We start from the raw sequence: 18,798 nt of genomic DNA, 5'->3' as shown, positions 1-18,798 counted from the left end.
CGTAATAAAGAGGGACTTCGCTGGTTCAGGAAGTCCCTTTTGCTTCTAAAGCTTGTGAGGTTAAGCGTCTGGTTAAGAGCGTTTGGCAGATTCCGCCTACCACTAGCAGCACAGCGACGAGGAGAAAAAGTAGCTCTCCACCATATCCCACCAGCATGTATCCTCCAAGAACAGGTCCGATTGATCGTGAAATGTCCCAATGAGTACCATAAATCGAGAAGTAACGGCCACGCTGATCAGCAGGCGCCAGGATCGAAACCAGTTGAATGAGTCTGTTTAAGCCGATACTCTCCCCGATTACGACCATAAGCTGCGCCACAACCAGCAGGGAAAATGATGAGGCCGTTCCATAAATCAGGGCGGTTATGGTAAAACAGGAGTACGCAACCATCATAATTCTGGCTGTCGAGAGATGCTGTGTCACTTTGACGAGGAAGATTCCAAGGACAATTGCCAGAATCGCTTTTATCGTGGTTAAGCTGGCGACAATCGTCAAGTAGTTGGAGAAGCTGTTTTTGAGATACAAGGACAAGGTGGTTTCGCTTTGTGCATAAAAAAAGCTGATCGGCAAAGAAAAAATCATCAGCCCAAGGATCAGGCGATAGTCTTGCAAAGCGGCGACTAGAGGTTTTCGCTCTTGGGCGGTACAAGCGATCTGTTTTTGGCTCTCTGTATGATGAAGGGATACTGATTCGGGCACAAAACGCCAGAAAACGAGCGCGTAAATCACGAGGGCAAAGGCCTCGCAGAAAAACAGACTGACTGGTTGATAGCGATAGGCGAGTAACCCTATGAGCGGACCAATCGTTGCGCTGATATAGCCTACGGTACTGAGAACGGCAAAAACTTCCGAGCGTTGATGCTCGCCAACCACATCCGTGATTTGAGCGCGTTGGGCCGGGATAAACAGAGACCGACCGATACCATTGAGTGTGTAAAGGAGGGCGAACACCCAGACAGAATCAGCCAAGATGAATCCCAGAATGGCGCTTGCCTGTAAACCAAGAGCAAACAAAATGACAGGTTTGCGCCCGATCCGATCTGTGATGTTTCCTCCTAACAGAGTGACCAGGATTTCACTAAATGGTTGCAGGCCAATGATAAACATCGGCAGAACCACGGAGCCGCCTAGCTTGGCTTGCAAATAAAAGATCAGAAACGGAGTAAGCATGGAACCGGTTAACCCCGTCAGAAATTCACCCAGGAATCGTATCCAGACGACCCGGTTGTACCTTGAGAGTAGCGGCGTGATAAGATGAACGTATCTTTTTTTCATACAAGAAGTCCCTTTCTCTTTTGGACTAACAATAGATGAGAAGCAAGCTGGGAAAAAGAGAAGGATCTGGCTTGCGTATTTTTCATGTTTTATCGGGAGGCCGTTCTCATGCAGATGATTGCGCATTATATTCGCCTTATCCATTCCATTCAGAATCATCAGATAGGAGAGTGTCGGTCGATTACAGTGGATGAACTCTCTTTAGTCCTCTGTTGCACAGCTCGCAATGCCAAGCTGATTGTGAAGCGACTGGAGGAAGAGAACTGGATCACGTGGCAACCAGGGCGTGGGAGAGGGAATCACTCAACCATTACTTTTCAGATTCTTCCTGAAGAACTAATTTTAAGAAAAGCCAAAGAGAGGGTATTTAGCGGTCAAATCCGCCAAGCAAGAGAACTGATTGATGAATACGCTCATGAAGTTCCCCGGCTCTCGGAGCAATTTCACTTTTGGCTAAAAAGTCAATTTGGCTATCACAGCGAATCATTCGAAGCCGGGCAACTTGATACGTTGCGGTTGTCCTTTTTCCGACCGTTGCTGTCGCTTGATCCGGCATTCTATTGGATGAGGTCGGAGGGACACATAATTAAGCAAGTATGCGACACACTGGTGCGCTATGAACCAGAAACAAAACGCTTAGAACCCCATCTGGCTCACGCTTGGGAGATCAGCGAGGACGCAAAAGTCTGGACGTTTTATTTGCGCAAGGGTGTCTTGTTTCACAACGGACGAAGGCTTACCGCACATGACGTCAAATATTCGCTGGAACGCTTCATGAACAAGCTACCCGATCCAAACGATACGTCTTCAGCGAAGTCCACTCCTTACCAGTGGCTGATGCATAGTGTCCGTGAGATTCTCGTGATCAATGACTTAACCGTACAGTTCAAATTAAAAGAACCGAACGCACTCTTCCTGCAGCTGTTGACCCACGAACGATTAAGTATCCTGCCGAACCAGCTGTTGGCGGATCAAGAACACGATCTGGTACCTACGCTTCTCATTGGAACCGGGCCGTTTAAATTAACGAGGAATGATCCATCAATGATCGTGCTGGAAGCGTTCGAGTCTTACTTTCGTGAGCGAGCGCATCTGGATCGAATTGAATGGTGGGTGGTGCCAGAGTTAGGGGAGGATTCAGGGAATTCCTCAGAACGAAAAGAGGATGTCTATTATGAGAACGGGATGAATTCAGACATCAACAGCCTCCAACAAGACGTAAGTCGCTCTCGTACACAGCATCTGGAGAGGAATCTGACCTTCCTCAGCCTGAATCAGTCCAAAGCGGGGCCCATGCAAAATCCAAGCTTTCGTGAAGCGTTCGCTCGAATCATTGATCAACAAAGGATGGTGAGCGCGCTTGGAGGATCTCGTCATGAACCTGCTTACGGACTGTTTCATGTGACAGTAAAAGAGAGTAAAAGGTCTTCCGTTCCGATCGAGAAGCTGATAAAGGAAAGCTACAAGGGGGAAGTCATCCGCCTGCATACCTTTGAGGATGCCGACCATGTAGAAGACGCCACCTGGCTCAAGCAACTGTGCGCCGAGTATGGAATCCAGTTGGAGCCGTACTTCTATGAACCACAAACTATGATGGAGGTTGATTGTATTCGAGAGGCGGACATCATTCACGACAGCGCTACAATGGACGAGCTGTGTGAAGTTTCTTTTTTGGAGATGCTGCTTACCGCCAACAGCTTTGTTATTAATCATCTGGGTCAAGAGCTCTCTCATTTTGTTCAATCGACAATCAAACAATTGCTTACCTATACGACTTCAGAAGAGCGGCTTCACGCTTTTCGGCGGATCGAGGAGCGACTGCTGGCGGAGCGGGCGGTTATCCCCTTGTACCGCAATCAATATCAGGTGGTTGCTCATCCAGAGTTGCGTGACGTCATGGTGAATGCTCAGGGCTGGCTAGAGTACCGCCTGCTTTGGTTTCGGCACCCGATGAGTACCAATTAAAAACTGATGCCCATTGGCTACCAGACGGTGACAATGGGCATCAACACGAACATTACGGTTGTTTGACGGTTAGTTGGGTAAGGCTTTTAAATTCGTAGCCTTGTTTGCGTGCGGCGTCAATAATGGAACCTAGGGCCTGAGCATTATCCTCGGAAACGGAGTGAAGGAGGATCACTGCTCCCGGGTGCAGCTGCGCCATCACCTGATCGTAGGCGTACTTCCAGCCTTTTTGCGTTTTGGTATCCCAATCCTTGTAGGCGATAGACCAAAATACGCTCGTATAGCCCATGCTTTTACTTACCGCAAGAGATCGCTCATTAAAAATGCCTCTTGGCGGACGCAGATAGCTCATATTTTGTTGGCCTGTGACTTGAGCGACCTCCGCTTTTACCTTCTCCAGCTCTTCTTTTATGCGACTCTCAGCGATATTCGTCATGTCTGGATGACTCCATGAGTGATTCCCAATCAGATGACCTTCCTGTACCATCCGCTTCATCAGCTCTGGCTGATCCTTCGCATAGTGGCCCGTGACAAAAAAAATGGCGGGCACCTTTTTTTCTTTCAGTACGTCGAGAATTTTGGCGGTAAATCCATTCTCATATCCATTATCAAAGGTGAGATAGAGTTCTTTTTTGGACGTGTCCCCCAGAAAGATAGAGCCATTTTTCGCCAGAATCGGTTTAAACCCTTCCTGATCGATAGAGGGCAGCTCACCATTTTTACTCTTTTTGAAACCAAAATGATACGAGCTTGCTTGATTGGCGCTAGCCGTCGTCAGAAGGAACGAGCCTAAAAGCAGAATGGAGAGCGTGAACAAGAGAATACGCTTCATGCTGTAAACACCCCTTGGCTTCATAAGTTATGCCGTTTAGTATGCTCAAGGGATATTGTTTCCTTACCAAAAGGAGAATTATGTACCAAAGGAGAGATATGCTAGGACTGTGATGAAACAAGTAGGATTCTTCTCCTGCGTGTATTCAATTTCTGAAACTTCTAAATCTGTTTAATTATTAGGAGGTAAAGAATGGGTAAGAAAAATGTGAAGCTTAGAATTGCCTGGATGATCCCAAATGTATTCTTATATCTAGGTTTACTCGTGGTTGGTTACTTTGTGATTACAAACCTTACAGAATTAAGTGAGAGTAACAGGTTGGGTATTTGGATGATCACTCTCATTGCTGTACTAGTGGTTGCTTTATTTGGCTCTTATAAAATTGTGTCTTGGATCAGACAAGGAAAAATGTAAACATAAAGCTAATCGATATAAAAAAGCACAAGTACAGTCCATACAGACTATTCTTGTGCTTCATATTTTATATTTCGTCCCGCTTATCCAAGCTGGGAAAGCAGACTTGACTTCAACACGTCTTTGCTTTGAAGTCCGCGCAGAGCATCAACCGGAGTGCCGTCTTTAAACAAAATTACGGTTGGTAGACCCATTACACTAAATCTAGACGCCAGCTCCGGCTGATCGTCTACGTTGACCTTGGCAATGGTGGCGCTAGACTCAAATTCTACGGCCAACTCATTGATGATCGGGTCGAGCATACGGCAGGGAGCACACCACGGAGCGCCAAAATCTACTAGTGCAACCCCTTGTTTAATTTGTTCGGAAAAGGTTTCTTTTGTTAATTTAAGAACCATTTTGTTTTCCTCCTCAGTTCATTATTTAGTTTGGGTCACAGGGAATGACTCTTCCGTTGATTGTATGTTTTCGGTTTGAATAGAGTGAATCCGTTCTTCCAAATTGGTTTTAATCATCGTAAGCGTCTGGATCTGCTTCTCGATTTCCGCAAGCTTCTGCTTGTAGATGGGGAGAATCTCCTGGCAGAACTCCTCTTTATTCTTGAGCACACAATGCAAGAATCCAGCTATTTGCTCCGTAGACAGTCCGAGCCCCAGATAAAACGTAATCGTATTAACTTGTTCGACCGCCAGATTATGATATTCGCGATATCCATTTTCCAGTCGGATGGGTGTAATCAAACCTTGCTGTTCGTAATAGCGTAAGGATCGAATACTGACTCCGGTCAATTTGGACAATTCCCCGATTTTCACGTGCTCAACTCCCTGTGATGAAGTTCGTGTGATCATTATAAACCCTCACATTAGTGTCAGGGTCAAATCTTTTTTTTATGATGAACCTTTTCGTTTCTCAAAGTGTATAAGTTCTGTAAAACATAACGAAACGCCACAATAAAGGAGGTTCATGAATGATCCATGCTGATTTCTAAAGTAAAAGCCCAGGAGCTTTTTGAAATGTATTCCCCATTTGTTTTTCGCATGGCCTATCTCATCACCAGATCGAAGACCTTGGCAGATGACGCGGTTCAGGAAACTTTTTTGCGGATTTATCAAAAATACGACTTGTTCGATCAAACAAAGCCGATTCAGCCTTGGATTAGTGCGATCACCGTCAATGTTACGCGTAATCTTCTTCGCAAAAACAAATGGCAAGTGCTTACTGATTTTTTTCCTTCTATTCGAGCGAGGGATTCGGTTGAAGACTCATATATCCAGAATGAAACCCAACAAGCCTTGTGGAAGCTGATTCAAGTGCTCCCAGTGAAAAGTAAGGAAATCCTCGTTTTACGCTACTATGCTGAATTGCAATTGGCCGAAATAGCTACCATTTTACAGATCCCCATTGGGACATGTAAATCGAGATTGAATTGCGCCCTGAAGCATTTAAGGAAGAAGGTATCCGTTGAAAAGTTACAGCTAATTTGTGAGGTGGTGAACCATAATGAAGCAAATGGATGAACGGAATTTACATAACATGATGACCGACCTGGTAAAAGAACAGGAGTCTAGTCTTTCCTTTGAACAAGTTTGGGAGACGCATTTGAAAACGAACCGCAACACTACCCAAACTCTTAATTATCCGCGTAGAAAAAAATGGGGCACAGCTGCTGCTGTAGCTGGAATTACTGTTGTTGGTTTGACATCAGCCGGATTTGTTTCGCCTACGGTAGCCAGTGTGCTCCAACAAGTTCCTTTTCTATCGGGACTCTACCAACAACCAGGGATCATTTATGACAGAGGCTGGGACGAGATCGACCGACTTGGACTATCCAATCATGTTCATTATGCTGTGAAAGACCAAGGAATCACACTGAATATCACCGATGTGTTTTATGATGGTGCTCGTATGGCTATTGGCTATGAGCTACAGATGGAAAACTCTGTCCAAGAGAAAGAGATTCCAATGATTGTCGAAAGCAAAATCAAAGGAGTCAAAACAGACTTCATGATGGTTGATTCGACTGCCAACGAAAAGGTAGGAGAGAACGTATACCGGGGGGCTATTACCATTACAAGCTCATCACTCCCGGACAATTTTACCGTTAATTTGGCGATTAACAATATCGCTGGAAAAGAGGGGAAATGGGACGTATCCGTTCCGGTAGACAAAAAATCAATGGCTAGAAAGATCAAGGAATTGAACCCTTCTGTAACAGCTACTTACAAAGACTATGAGATTCACGTCAAAAAGGTTATGGTCTCACCTGTATCCACTGAAGTTCTAGTAGAAGCTACAGGTCCAAAAGGAACTTGGGATAAGCTCAATCTGAACGTGAAAGATGACTGGGGATCCGCTTTGGAAGGTGGTGGCGGTGGTGGGGAAGACTTCCGTGTAAATGCCAAGACGGGTCGAGAAAGTCTAACCCATCGAATGATTTATGGACCGCTTTCAGCTTACAACCCTAAACCGCAGTATCTCGTTCTTATACCTGGCAGTCAAAGTATAATCAATCCCAAAGACATCATTACAAAAGAAATAAAAGCGACAAGTAAAGGGCTATATCCTCTTCAATTGGATGGTGGAGAGTTTGGGACAATCAAGATTATAGCCGTAGAGCAAAAGGACAACAAAACACTGGTTCACTATGAGCTAGATCATATGAAAAATCTGCAACTCACGTTGATTTTACAGGATCAGGCAGGCAAGGAATACGGGGTTACGAAAATCCCGCAACGGACAAAAAAGGAGCCTGTGGAACTTATTGCGGAGTACCCTGTGCTTCCAACTACCAAAGGACTAACCTTCCATGCGATCTTGGAAACGGTCAAGAATCAGGAGAACCCAACAGAAATCAAAATACCATTGAATTGGTAAAACGGAAGAATACGAACGTACCATATTAAAAAGCCGCTGGTCACACTTCCAGCGGCTTGCTCTACATATTAACGAATGTTTATATAAACAAATTCAACCCGGAATTCTCGGCATCGCCCAAATAAGTGGCGACTCCCGCGTAATCTATTCCGTCAATCAGCTCTTCTTTTTTAATTCCCATTACGTCCATGCTCATCGTGCAGGCGACGAACTTGACGCCAGCTTCCTGTGCGGTTTTCATCAAGCATTCAAGGGAGTCTACATTTTTTTGTTCCATGACGTTTTTCATCATTTTAGTTCCTAGACCACCCATATTCATTTTGGACAGAGGCAGTTGACTTGGTCCTTTTGGCATCATGGCTCCAAGCATTTTTTCCATTGGTTGCTTCTCGACAGTAGGGGCATCCGCTTTACGCAAAATGTTCAGACCCCAGAACGTGAAGAACATCGTAACCTTTTTGCCCATCGCGGCCGAGCCTGTCGCAATGATGAAAGAAGCGATTGCCTTATCCAACTCACCGCTAAATACTACCAATGTGGCTCCGTCCTTCTCAGTGTTTGGCGGTTGTGGAACCAGGTTGGCTTGGAGTGGATGCATGGGTTGATTCAATTGATTAGCGGGTGCTTGTAGCTTTTTTTTTTGAATCAATGCTGTACAAACTTTATCCTGATAATCGGATTGGATGAAATGATTGCCTGTTTTCACGCACCATGCCTTAAGGTCACTGGCAAATCCGGGGTCTGTGGCTTTCACCTGAAGAATCTGACCGTCCTGCATGGATTCCATCGCTCGGAAAACCTGCATGATCGGACCTGGACACTGCAATCCGCAAGCGTTGATTTCTACAGAAATCTGGTCTTCTGACACTGGTGCGGTTTGGGTTGCGTTCTCAGTTGGTGCAGATGAATTGCTGGCAGGTCCCTGACTGGATGATTCCGATTGCTTGGAACGAGCGACAGCCGCATAGGTTTTATAGCCACCGTCCAAATTTTTCACATTAAATCCGTACTGGGATAAGATTCTAGCCGCCAGGTAGCCGCGCAAGCCTACTTGGCAAGACACATAGATGGTTTGATCCTTTGGCAACTCGTTCATTCGATCACGAATCTGTCCCAACGGAATATTGATCGCCCCAGGGATAAATCCAGCCTCCAATTCAATTGGTTCACGGACGTCAACCAGCAAACCGCCGGACGCGATGATATCGTCAATCTCATGCCATTGTACGGTCTCAACCATTCCCTCCAAGATGTTGCTCGCTACATAACCCGCCATATTGACCGGGTCCTTCGCAGAGGAATACGGTGGGGCATAAGAAAGCTCCAAGTCAGGCAGATCCACCACGGTCAAGCCACCCTTGATTGCCGTAGCGATAACATCAATGCGTTTGTCGGCTCCATCGGCACCAACTGCTTGAGCCCCGAGAATTTTGCCGTTGGTCGGATCAAACAATAGCTTCAAGGAGATGGGCGCTGCGCCAGGGTAGTATCCGGCATGAGAACCCGGATGGATATGAACCGCTTGGTAAGGAAGGCCAAGTCTTTTCAAGGTTTTTTCATTGTTTCCGGTTGCGGCAACGGTCATTTCAAACACTTTGGCAATGGAGGTTCCAAGCACGCCGCGGTACGTCGCGTCAAGTCCGTTGATGTGATCGGCGACAAGTCTTCCTTGTCTGTTGGCTCCCCAAGCGAGTGGAACCATGGTCTGTTGACCGTTGATGTAGTCAGTGACCTCGACAGCATCCCCGATGGCATAAATAGCTGGATCGCTTGTTTGCATGGTAGGAGAGACGCGGATCGCACCACGAACGCCCAGTTCTAGTTCCGCATCCTTGGCCAATTGATTCTCCGGTTGGACACCGATGGCGAGCAGGATCATATCGGTTGTTAGTTCTCGTCCGCTGTTCAATTGAATTTGACGCCCACTATTCTTGAACGCTTGAACGCCATCTTCAAGTACCAGCTCAATTCCTTTGGCACGCATATGCTCGTGAACAATAGAAGCCATCTCGTAATCGATTGGCGCCATCACTTGGTTGGACATCTCAACAAGTGTCACGTCCATGCCTTGCTCACGCAGATTCTCCGCCATCTCTACGCCAATGAAGCCACCGCCGACAACGACAGCGTGATGCGGTTTATGCTCGTCGATGTAGGATTTGATCGCGTCTGTATCGGGTATATTGCGGAGAGTAAACAAGTGTTCAGCTTCCTCGATCCCAGGGATAGCTGGTCGAATCGGTCTCGCACCCGGAGAGAGAACCAGAACATCGTAACTTTCCTCGTATTCGTTACCGGTGCGCAGATCCTTGATGTTTACCGTCTTGCGGTCACGGTTGATCTTGACCACTTCACACAGGTTACGAATATCCAGTTGAAAGCGATTGGACATTCCTTCTACCGTTTGCACCAACAGCTTGTTGCGATCTGTAATGACTCCTCCGATATAGTAAGGCAATCCGCAATTGGCAAAAGAGATATGCTCATTACGTTCTACCATAATGATTTCATCTTGCTCATTCAATCGACGAAGACGAGCTGCGGCGCTGGCACCGCCTGCCACTCCCCCAACGATGATAATTTTGCGACTCATATGATTTCCTCCTTAAAAGGTTGTATATATTTCATATACCCCTTAGGGTATTTTGTTCTCGCTTTTATTGTGTGTGATTTCAATCAAAAAGTCAACAAGAAACAAAAGTGAGTCTGGAATTCCCTCCAGACTCACAAGCTTTTTTTCACAATTATTTCACGATGTCCGTGTATTTGAAGTATGCGCCGCCAAGCGGGAAGATAATGAAATCCTTCACCTTGTCGTTCTTGATGTAGGGGGTGCCGCGGAAGTTGATGGGAGCAAGCGGCATTTCGTCCATCAGAAGCGTCTCGGCATCAAGCAGAATCTTTTTGCGCTTGTTCAAATCGGATTCCTGATAGCTTTTGTCAATCAACTCTTTGAACTTGGCGTTCTCCCAGTTGGGGTTGTTATTGCCGCCGTCTTTGTCTCTGAACATCTCCAGGAAGTTGATCGGATCGTTAAAATCGGCCCCCCATTGGAAGCGGCCAAGATCGTAATTCCCGCGATGCATGTTATCGTTATATACCTTTAGCTCTGTATTCGCCAGCTTCACCTCGACCCCCAGATTCTTGCGCCATTGGTCCTGCAAGGCTTGGGCAATTTTTTGGTTGGTGTCCGTCAAGTTGTAGGAATAGGTGACGCTTGGGAACTTGGACATCCCCAACTCCTTTAATCCTTCAGCGAGCAGTTGCTTCGCCTTGTCTACGTCTTCGTGGAAGTATCCGTCCGGTTTTAGTCCCATGGAGGTTGGCACCCAGCCGTATGCTGGCGGTACTGAGGTTTGCAGAATGTTGTCAATCAACAGCTGGCGGTTGATGGCATAAGAGAATGCCTGACGAATTTTTTTATTGGTAAAAGGAGGACGCTCCGTGTTGAAAATAACGGATTGCGTTCCCGGGTTGTCCGCGATCAAAAGCTTTCCTTCGTCCTTATATTTTTGAATGGCATCGGTTGGCAAGTCGGAAGCGGGATAGCCACCCCAGTCGAGTTCACTGTTCTCAAACATGGAGAGGGCCGTGTTGTTATCTTCGATGATAGACACCTCGATGCGATCCAATGGAACGTGTTCTTTGTCCCAGTAGTTCGGGTTTTTCACAAAGACAAGTTTGCTTTTATGCTCCCAGCTTTCGATGTTGAACGGGCCATTACCGACGATCGTCTTGGCTTCAGCGGCCCATTTGGGATTGCCCTCGACGGTAGCTTTGTGAAGAGGGAAGAGGGTAGGGAAGAAGGTCAATTCACGGAAAAACGGGGTGGGCGATTTCAGTGTGAATTCAAGTGTGTAATCGTCCAATGCCTTCACGCCAACGTCTTCAGCCTTGCCCTTGCCCGTATTATACTCTTCGCCGCCTTTTATGTAATAGAGCTGGTACGCGTATTCAGAGGCCGTTTTGGGATCGAGATTGCGCTTGATGGCATACTCGAAGTCATGAGCGGTCACTGGATCGCCGTTGCTCCACTTGGCGTTTTTGCGCAGCTTGAACGTGAATTTCGTGAAATCAGGCGTATTCTCGAAGCTTTCAGCAATGGCGTTGTCTAACTGCCCTTTAAGGTCATAGCTTGTCAACCCTTCAAAAAACGCATAAATCATATCAAAAGAGTCCGCATCTGTTGCAATCCCTGGATCAAGGGAAGTAGGTTCGTTGTTGATGCTCCAATGAAGGACTTTGGATTCAGGATTGGTGGGCTTGGTTGTTGGTGTGGTTGATTGCTGAGGCTTTTGGGCGGTTTCTTGGGTGGTGGGTGTACATCCGACGATTGGTCCTACCATTAATAGTAGACAGGCGACAATGGAAATACTCTTTCTCAATAAAATCCCCCCTGTGAATAAAGTTGCTTACATTCTTATAATTATATAATTATTCTACTATTCAGACTATTATTGATTCAAGCTTGTGTCAATGATTTCATTCACTAAAGTTTTGCAGTTTCAAGCAATTGCCTCGTAATTATGGGCTGTACAGAAAAAACAACCGCTGTGAATCACCACAAGCGGCTGCTGCTTGAACGAAAAGCTGTTAGTCAAAGTATCGTCTCGCCGGCCACGAGCCATGCAACTTGCGAATCTGAATGATTTCGCCAATATGATAGGCGTCATGGTTGATGATGCTCATGATTTGCTTTCGAAGAGGCTGGGAAGGTGATGGTCGATCGAGATCGTCTTCACTTAGGGTAGATACCTGGTTTTTCAGTTCTTGATAGACGTGATCCACTCGATTAAGTGTGGCCTGCCATGCGGCTTCGTCAAGTGTTTCTGCTTGGCTAGAGAACGTCTCGTCATTGTTTGCCGCAGGGTTGGTTGGATCGACACCATGAATGCGTTGAATCAGTCGCTCTTTGTAGTACAGCAAGTGATTTACGGTCTCCCAAATCGAATTCACAGCGGCTCCAGCTGGTCGCCAACTAGCAATTTCTGCAGTGACACCTTCCAAGGCTGGTTTTAGCGGGGGATACCAATCTTCCTGATCATAGGTAAACGATAATTGTTCTAACAAGAAATCAACCTGACTCATGCCGTTCTCCTCCTTGTTTTTGACTACTTTTCTGTCCTTCCACGCGCTATAATGACGATAACAAACAAGTGCGTAACCACCAAATCTAATTTAGATAGTTACACTTAAGAATATACTACCACATTATGGTAATCGTTGACAATGAGCAAGGCAGGGGGCTTATCCTGATGGAACATATCTGTATCGACTTTATGAATAGCGATTGGCGGGATTGGCGGGGATCGGGACGCCGTGAAGACCGACTGGACAAGGAATCATGGCTTGCGGAGTTTTTGGGGCATTGGAATTTGACCGCTCCATTACCGGTAGATGCGGATATGCGACAGGTTTTGGGACAGCTGCGAGACAGATTACGTGCGATGGTCGAAGCGGTCGTAGACGATCAAGTATTAAATGAAGCTGATGTAGACCTTCTGAACCGAGTGATGAAGCGAGTTTCAGCTTATCATCGACTTGTGCCTGAAGGAAAAAGCTATCGGATGGAGCTAGTCCCCTTGGGGAATGCTTGGGATCTGGTGCTAGAACGGATTGCGGTCTCTTTTACTCAGTTGTTGGCGGCGGGAGATCTTCGTAGGATCAAGATTTGTATGAATGAAGATTGCCGCTGGATTTTCTTTGACGAGAGTCGTAACCGAACCAGACGGTGGTGCGATGATGCTTGCTGTGGCAACCTGTTAAAAGTACGCCGGTTTCGCGAACGCCAAAAGCAAAAACAAGACAATCAAAAAATTTAATCTTGGGAACCATTTCTCCTTTATGCTATAATGCAACCAACTGAATAGAACCTTCAGGGTAGGGTGCAATTCCCGACCGGCGGTGAAGACCAATGTGTCCAAGCCCGCGACTCGCTATTCGCTGAATTTGAGTAGTGACTGACTTGGTGAGAATCCAAGGCCGACGGTAAAGTCCGGATGGAAGAAGGTGGATTTAGTCTTTACAACCATTTTCGAAAAAAGTGGCCGTATAAGGCTTATTTCACGATGCCCTGAGCGCAAATGCCAGGGCATTTTTATTAACTGAATAATACCTTCGGGGTAGGGTGCAATTCCCGACCGGCGGTGAAGACCAATGTGTCCAAGCCCGCGACTCGCTATTCGAATAACTTGGGTAGCGACTGACTTGGTGAGAATCCAAGGCCGACGGTAAAGTCCGGATGGAAGAAGGTGAATTTAGTCTTTACAACCATTTTTTGCGAAAAAAGTGGCTGTTCAAGGCTTATTTCACGATGCCCCGAGCTAATGCTTGCGGGCATTTTTTGTAGTTAGGTACTACAAGCGAGCTTAGTGGGACGAAGTCTTTTCTTATTCTCGTGTCGGGCAAGCAAGTGTAAGCAGGAAGACGTTAGAAAAAGGAGGAGAGCCATGTGAACGATGAAGCCTACATGTCAATGGCCTTGCAGCTGGCCAAAGGAGCCATGGGTCAGACAAGTCCCAATCCAATGGTAGGCGCCATTTTGGTAAAAGATCAGGCGATTGTCGGCATGGGAGCACATCTGCGAGCAGGAGAAGCACATGCAGAAGTCCATGCGATTCGGATGGCTGGCGAGAAGGCCAAGGGAGCGACCATTTATGTAACGCTTGAGCCTTGCAGTCATTACGGGAAAACCCCTCCTTGCGCACAGGCCATTCTCCAGGCGGGAATCCGACGCGTTGTGGTCGCAACTCTCGATCCGAATCCGCTAGTTGCTGGAAAGGGTGTAGGCATTTTGAGCGAAGCGGGTTTGCAAGTTCGTGTCGGCGTGCTGGAAGAGGAGGCGAGGCATCTCAACGAGGTATTCTTTCACTTCATCACGACGCGCAAACCCTTTGTGACGGTGAAGACTGCCAGTACATTGGATGGCAAAATCGCCACCAAAACCGGGCATAGCCGATGGATTACGGGAGAACAGGCGAGAGAAGAGGTTCATCGCTTGCGACTTCAGCACGATGCCATTCTAGTTGGAGTGAATACGATCATTGCGGACAATCCCGCTTTGACTACGAGGATTCAAGGAGAAGGGACGGCAAAGCAACCGATCCGGCTGATTATGGACTCAACTCTGCGGATTCCGTTCACATCACGAGTCGTCACCGACGGAAAGGCGCCTACCTGGGTCATAACCACGAGACGAGCGGCGGCAGAGCAATGTGACAAGCTTCGGGAGCTGGGAGTGAACGTCGTGGTGATGGAGCAGGAACAGATCGGAATTGAGCCGATGTTGAAGTGGTTAGGAGAGAGTGGGATTACATCCTTGCTGGTTGAAGGAGGTTCTGCCGTGAATGGGGCGTTCCTACAAGCGCAATCTATTAACAAGATGATCAGCTATTTCTCGATGAAGGTAGTGGGAGGCGCTCATGCTCCCACTGCATTCGGTGGTTTGGGCTTCGCGCAGATGGACGAAGCGGTTCTCATAGACCACGTTGAGATCGAGCGAATCGGGAAGCACGATGTACGAATAAGCGGATATCCAGTTTGGCCTGTGTAGGCTGGAGGGAGGTTCTAACCAAGATGTTTACAGGGATTGTGGAAGAATGCGGAACGCTTGAAAATATAAAAACGAAGGCTACTCATGGCACACTTGTTTTTCGTGCTGATCGAGTGTTGCAGGGAGTCCAGCTGGGAGACAGTATCGCAGTGGATGGGGTATGTCTAACCGTTACCACCTTCACTAGCTATCAATTTACAGCGGACATTATGCCGGAGACCATGAAGCATACCAGCTTGGGTCGATTGAAGCAGGGAGATCAAGTGAACTTGGAGAGAGCGATGCTGGTTGGAAGCCGATTCGGAGGTCATATTGTATCCGGACATGTGGATGGTACGGGTACGATTCTTTCTCGTCAATCGTTCGCCAACGCAGTTTTGTTTCGAATCAAACCCAATGATCCATCCTTGTTGCGGTACATGATTTTACGAGGTTCGATCACGGTCAGTGGTATCAGCCTGACGCTCGTTGACGTGACCGATCAGGAGTTTAGCGTCTCCATCATACCTCATACACTAGCACACACCAGTCTTGGGGCTAAGCAGGCAGGCGATATCGTGAATTTGGAATGTGATGTCATTGGCAAATATGTAGAACGCTTGTTGCAGCAATCAAACGAGAACCCTGCTAGAAATGCACAATCAAAAATCAGTACCGACTTTCTGCGGGAAAACGGATTTTTATAGAAATTCCCCGTTTCTTTCGGGAGAAAAACGGAAGGTGGGATGAATCGTGTTTCATTCAATTGAACAAGCACTGGAGGATCTAAAACAAGGGAAAGCGATCATTGTGGTTGACGATGAGGATCGTGAGAATGAAGGGGACTTCGTCTTGCTGGCGGAGTTTGCGACTCCTGAGATGATTAATTTTATGGCAACGCACGGGAGAGGCTTGATTTGTGTCCCAATCACGGAAGGGGATGCGGACAGACTTCAGTTAAAGCCGATGATTGAGACCAATACCGACCGACAGGGTACCGCTTTTACCGTGTCGATCGACGAAGTGAATACCCATACAGGTATCTCAGCGTTTGAACGATCTCAAACGATTCTCTCGATGATCAAGGAGACGACAACAGCGGAGGATTTTCGCCGACCTGGGCATATCTTTCCACTCGTCGCTAAGCAAGGAGGCGTCTTGAAACGTGCGGGACATACCGAAGCGGCAGTAGATTTGGCTCGCTTAGCTGGACGTTATCCGGCGGGTGTCATCTGCGAGATTATGAACGAGGACGGAACCATGGCTCGCCTGCCAGAGTTAGTGAAGATTGCGGAGCGGTACGAATTGAAGATTATCTCGATAGCAGACATGATCGCCTATCGGATGCGTACGGAAATCCTCGTTCAAAAAGCGGCGGAGGCCAAGCTCCCCAGCGAATACGGAGAATTCCGCATGATCGCCTACACCAACCAATTGGATGGAAAAGAGCACGTGGCGTTATGCAAGGGTGAGTTCAACCCACAGGAGCCGGTTCTGGTTCGTGTCCATTCGGAATGCCTAACGGGAGATGTGTTTGGATCTATGCGTTGCGATTGCGGTCCACAGCTTCACGCCGCACTTAAGGAGATCGAACGAGCGGGCAAAGGCGTCCTGCTATACATGCGTCAGGAAGGACGGGGAATTGGGTTAATTAACAAATTGCGCGCCTACCAGCTTCAGGAGGAAGGGCTGGATACCGTACAAGCCAATGAAAGATTAGGATTTGCACCAGACCTGCGTGATTACGGCATCGGTGCGCAAATCCTGCGTGAGCTGGGAATTGGCAGAATCCGATTGTTAACCAACAACCCACGCAAGATCAGCGGTTTAAAGGGGTACGGGTTGGAAGTGGTTGAGCGTGTGCCAATCCAGATCGAAGCACAGGCGCATAACCAGCACTATTTGCAAACCAAACAAGCCAAATTGGGTCATCATTTATCCATTTAGGGAGGAAGCATCTATGAAAGTATATGAAGGAAATTTAGTCGGTTCAGGTTTACGTGTAGGGATTGTTGCCGGACGTTTTAATGAATTTATCGTGAGCAAGCTTGTGAGCGGGGCTGTGGATGCGCTAAAGCGTCATGGATTGGAAGAGCATGATATTGAGATTGCCTGGGTTCCAGGGGCATTTGAGATTCCGCTCCTCGCACGCAAAATGGCCGAATCAGGCAAATATGATGCTGTCATTACGTTGGGAACCGTTATTCGTGGCTCCACCCCTCATTTTGATTACGTGTGCAATGAGTGTGCCAAGGGAGTAGCCTCTATTTCGCTTAGCACGGGTGTTCCAACGATTTTTGGAGTGTTGACCACCGATTCGATTGAACAGGCGATAGAACGGGCTGGAACCAAGGCTGGCAACAAAGGCTGGGAAGCTGCGACAGCCGCGATTGAGATGGCGAACCTCGTCCGTCAATTCTAGCTGAACCCCCAACACCATGCGTGACGAAGTTGTTATCTTTTGGTATGATTGCCTTATTGAAACAAGAACGTATATTCGTGTGGTGGGGATGATCGCATTGAATCTTACAACGTTATATGAGACGTACCAACGATTGCTTTTTACCATCGCCTATGGAATGTTAGGTTCTGTTACGGACGCAGAAGATGTGGTGCAGGATTTGTTTGTGTCGTTGCAAACCGTGAACCTGTCTGAAATCAAGAATATGAAAGCATTCTTAAGCAAGCTCGTCACCAATCGCTCGATCAATCTGCTGAAATCCTCTCAGAAAAAGAAAGAAGTGTACGTTGGTCCATGGTTGCCAGAGCCGTTGGTAAATCCTTTGGACAATCAGCCGTTGTATCTGCTAGAACGCGAAGAAACAATCTCTTACGCCTTCATGGTCATGCTTGAGAAGCTGTCACCGATTGAGCGGGCAGTGTTTATCCTGCGTGAGGTGTTTCTGTATGAATATAGCGAGATTGCTCGGGTTCTGGACAAATCCGAAGCCAACTGCCGGAAGATCTTGAGTCGGGTCAAACTCAAGGTAGAATCAGTTGCCCCAACCCTTCCAGCCACTTCTTTGGAGCCAGAGAATCAATTGATAACCCAATTCGTTTCCGCGTTTACGAAGGGCAATGTTGACGGTGTGGTGGATCTTCTAGTGGATGACGTCATCTTCTACTCAGATGGAGGAGGGAAGGTCAGGACAGCCTACAAACCGATCTACAGCAAGAAGCGGGTTCTGGCACTCATTCGTGGCATTACAGGCAAGGGATATTCGCAGATCCAATCTCATTTGGTTTGGGTTAATGGTCAAATGGGCGCCGTCATTACGAAGAACCAGAACATTAAAGCGGTTTTTTGTTTTGGCATGGATGACAAGACAGGGCTGATTCAGTCGATTTATTCCATTGTGAATCCGGAAAAATTACAGCGCATTGTCACAGATTCAGTTCCTTATTTGTCTTAGAGGTTGTAAACAACTAATAACAAAGGGGAGTTTGTGATTATGGAACTTCGAATGCATTATCGTCAGTCTAACCCGGAAGCCTATCAAGCGATGTTGAAACTGGAATCATTCATCAAAGAAAGCGGGATTGATCCGATTACCTACGAGTTGATCAAAATTCGCGCGTCGCAAATCAACGGGTGTGCCTTTTGTCTGGATATGCATACGCGTGATCTGCGCAAAATGGGAGAAACGGAACAACGAATTTATCTGCTGAGTGCGTGGCGTGATGCCCCTTTCTATTCAGAGGCGGAGCGAGCGGTCCTGGAATTAACGGAGGCTGTAACTCGAATATCGGAAGCAGGGGTGCCGCAGGAGCTTTATGATCGGGTTCGCTTGCATTTTGATGAAAGACAGTTCACAACATTGATCATGGCCATTAATGTAATCAATTGCTGGAATCGTATTGCCATTTCGACCGGAATGTTCCCCGGAGCATTATAAGACATTTTAA

The 18,798-nt window shown here is 47.1% G+C and carries 18 protein-coding genes and 2 riboswitches; of the genes, 11 read left to right on the top strand and 7 right to left on the bottom strand.

All coding sequences use genetic code 11. The features are described 5' to 3' along the window. Window positions 1-25: 25 nt before the first annotated feature. A complete protein-coding gene (locus tag ACQCN2_RS15330; RefSeq protein ID WP_426929812.1) occupies window positions 26-1,276 on the bottom strand; it encodes an MDR family MFS transporter in 1,251 nt (416 codons plus the stop codon). Window positions 1,277-1,384: 108 nt separating this feature from the next. Here ACQCN2_RS15330 and ACQCN2_RS15325 point away from each other — a divergent pair, with 108 nt between their 5' ends. Beyond that, window positions 1,385-3,241 (top strand): SgrR family transcriptional regulator, encoded by a 1,857-nt coding sequence (locus tag ACQCN2_RS15325; protein ID WP_426929811.1) that lies wholly within the window; start codon window positions 1,385-1,387, stop codon window positions 3,239-3,241. A gap of 52 nt (window positions 3,242-3,293) precedes the next feature. Here the strand turns inward: ACQCN2_RS15325 and pdaA are convergent, their stop codons facing one another. Then, complete coding sequence (gene pdaA, locus ACQCN2_RS15320) at window positions 3,294-4,073, bottom strand: delta-lactam-biosynthetic de-N-acetylase (RefSeq protein WP_426929810.1); 780 nt, start codon at window positions 4,071-4,073, stop codon at window positions 3,294-3,296. Between the two features lie 192 nt (window positions 4,074-4,265). Between pdaA and ACQCN2_RS15315 the strand changes: the two genes are divergently transcribed. Then, on the top strand, window positions 4,266-4,487 hold the full coding sequence (locus ACQCN2_RS15315; RefSeq protein ID WP_426929809.1) for a hypothetical protein: 222 nt from the start codon (window positions 4,266-4,268) through the stop codon (window positions 4,485-4,487). Window positions 4,488-4,570: 83 nt separating this feature from the next. On the opposite strand, the gene trxA is transcribed toward ACQCN2_RS15315, so the two are convergent. Beyond that, the gene (gene trxA, locus ACQCN2_RS15310; RefSeq protein WP_426929808.1) at window positions 4,571-4,885 is read right to left on the bottom strand and encodes a thioredoxin; all 315 of its coding nucleotides are present in this window, start codon (window positions 4,883-4,885) and stop codon (window positions 4,571-4,573) included. A 21-nt stretch (window positions 4,886-4,906) separates the two neighbouring features. Next, the gene (locus ACQCN2_RS15305) at window positions 4,907-5,299 is read right to left on the bottom strand and encodes a MerR family transcriptional regulator (RefSeq protein WP_426929967.1); all 393 of its coding nucleotides are present in this window, start codon (window positions 5,297-5,299) and stop codon (window positions 4,907-4,909) included. Window positions 5,300-5,461: 162 nt separating this feature from the next. On the opposite strand from ACQCN2_RS15305, the gene ACQCN2_RS15300 reads away from it, so the two are divergent. Together ACQCN2_RS15300 and ACQCN2_RS15295 are read left to right on the top strand one after the other, a co-directional pair. After that, entirely contained in the window at window positions 5,462-6,004 is a 543-nt protein-coding gene (locus tag ACQCN2_RS15300; RefSeq protein WP_426929807.1) for an RNA polymerase sigma factor, read from the top strand. Further along, window positions 5,988-7,361, top strand: a complete 1,374-nt coding sequence (locus ACQCN2_RS15295; protein ID WP_426929806.1) for a DUF4179 domain-containing protein — start codon at window positions 5,988-5,990, stop codon at window positions 7,359-7,361. The genes ACQCN2_RS15300 and ACQCN2_RS15295 overlap by 17 nt, the downstream gene beginning before the upstream one ends. A gap of 79 nt (window positions 7,362-7,440) precedes the next feature. Here the strand turns inward: ACQCN2_RS15295 and ACQCN2_RS15290 are convergent, their stop codons facing one another. The 3 genes from ACQCN2_RS15290 to ACQCN2_RS15280 form a co-directional block, all read right to left on the bottom strand. Continuing rightward, on the bottom strand, window positions 7,441-9,954 hold the full coding sequence (locus tag ACQCN2_RS15290) for a CoA-disulfide reductase (protein ID WP_426929805.1): 2,514 nt from the start codon (window positions 9,952-9,954) through the stop codon (window positions 7,441-7,443). Window positions 9,955-10,105: 151 nt separating this feature from the next. Further along, window positions 10,106-11,746 carry a peptide ABC transporter substrate-binding protein gene (locus ACQCN2_RS15285; protein WP_426929804.1) on the bottom strand — a complete coding sequence of 547 codons (1,641 nt, stop codon included), beginning with the start codon at window positions 11,744-11,746 and terminating at the stop codon, window positions 10,106-10,108. 208 nt (window positions 11,747-11,954) lie between these two features. Then, window positions 11,955-12,449 (bottom strand): DinB family protein, encoded by a 495-nt coding sequence (locus tag ACQCN2_RS15280; protein ID WP_426929803.1) that lies wholly within the window; start codon window positions 12,447-12,449, stop codon window positions 11,955-11,957. Window positions 12,450-12,616: 167 nt separating this feature from the next. On the opposite strand from ACQCN2_RS15280, the gene ACQCN2_RS15275 reads away from it, so the two are divergent. The 7 genes from ACQCN2_RS15275 to ACQCN2_RS15245 all read left to right on the top strand — a co-directional run bounded on the left by ACQCN2_RS15275 (window position 12,617) and on the right by ACQCN2_RS15245 (window position 18,788). Further along, on the top strand, window positions 12,617-13,183 hold the full coding sequence (locus ACQCN2_RS15275; RefSeq protein ID WP_426929802.1) for a CGNR zinc finger domain-containing protein: 567 nt from the start codon (window positions 12,617-12,619) through the stop codon (window positions 13,181-13,183). 45 nt (window positions 13,184-13,228) lie between these two features. Next, window positions 13,229-13,376: riboswitch (FMN riboswitch) on the top strand. Between the two features lie 94 nt (window positions 13,377-13,470). Continuing rightward, a riboswitch (FMN riboswitch) is annotated at window positions 13,471-13,618 on the top strand. Window positions 13,619-13,812: 194 nt separating this feature from the next. After that, window positions 13,813-14,913 carry a bifunctional diaminohydroxyphosphoribosylaminopyrimidine deaminase/5-amino-6-(5-phosphoribosylamino)uracil reductase RibD gene (ribD, locus tag ACQCN2_RS15270; protein ID WP_426929801.1) on the top strand — a complete coding sequence of 367 codons (1,101 nt, stop codon included), beginning with the start codon at window positions 13,813-13,815 and terminating at the stop codon, window positions 14,911-14,913. A 23-nt stretch (window positions 14,914-14,936) separates the two neighbouring features. Then, window positions 14,937-15,599, top strand: coding sequence for a riboflavin synthase (gene ribE, locus ACQCN2_RS15265; protein ID WP_426929800.1), 663 nt, complete (start codon window positions 14,937-14,939; stop codon window positions 15,597-15,599). Between the two features lie 46 nt (window positions 15,600-15,645). Then, window positions 15,646-16,839, top strand: a complete 1,194-nt coding sequence (locus ACQCN2_RS15260; protein WP_426929799.1) for a bifunctional 3,4-dihydroxy-2-butanone-4-phosphate synthase/GTP cyclohydrolase II — start codon at window positions 15,646-15,648, stop codon at window positions 16,837-16,839. 13 nt (window positions 16,840-16,852) lie between these two features. After that, entirely contained in the window at window positions 16,853-17,314 is a 462-nt protein-coding gene (gene ribH, locus ACQCN2_RS15255) for a 6,7-dimethyl-8-ribityllumazine synthase (RefSeq protein WP_426929798.1), read from the top strand. 97 nt (window positions 17,315-17,411) lie between these two features. Next, complete coding sequence (locus ACQCN2_RS15250) at window positions 17,412-18,305, top strand: RNA polymerase sigma-70 factor (RefSeq protein WP_426929797.1); 894 nt, start codon at window positions 17,412-17,414, stop codon at window positions 18,303-18,305. Window positions 18,306-18,344: 39 nt separating this feature from the next. Continuing rightward, window positions 18,345-18,788, top strand: coding sequence for a carboxymuconolactone decarboxylase family protein (locus ACQCN2_RS15245; protein ID WP_426929796.1), 444 nt, complete (start codon window positions 18,345-18,347; stop codon window positions 18,786-18,788). Window positions 18,789-18,798 lie beyond the last annotated feature (10 nt).

It is taken from the genome of Brevibacillus ginsengisoli, from assembly GCF_050113715.1.
Classification (GTDB): domain Bacteria; phylum Bacillota; class Bacilli; order Brevibacillales; family Brevibacillaceae; genus Brevibacillus_H; species Brevibacillus_H ginsengisoli.
Note: the sequence above shows the minus strand (reverse complement) of the source record. Positions and strands in the feature narration are given on the sequence as shown.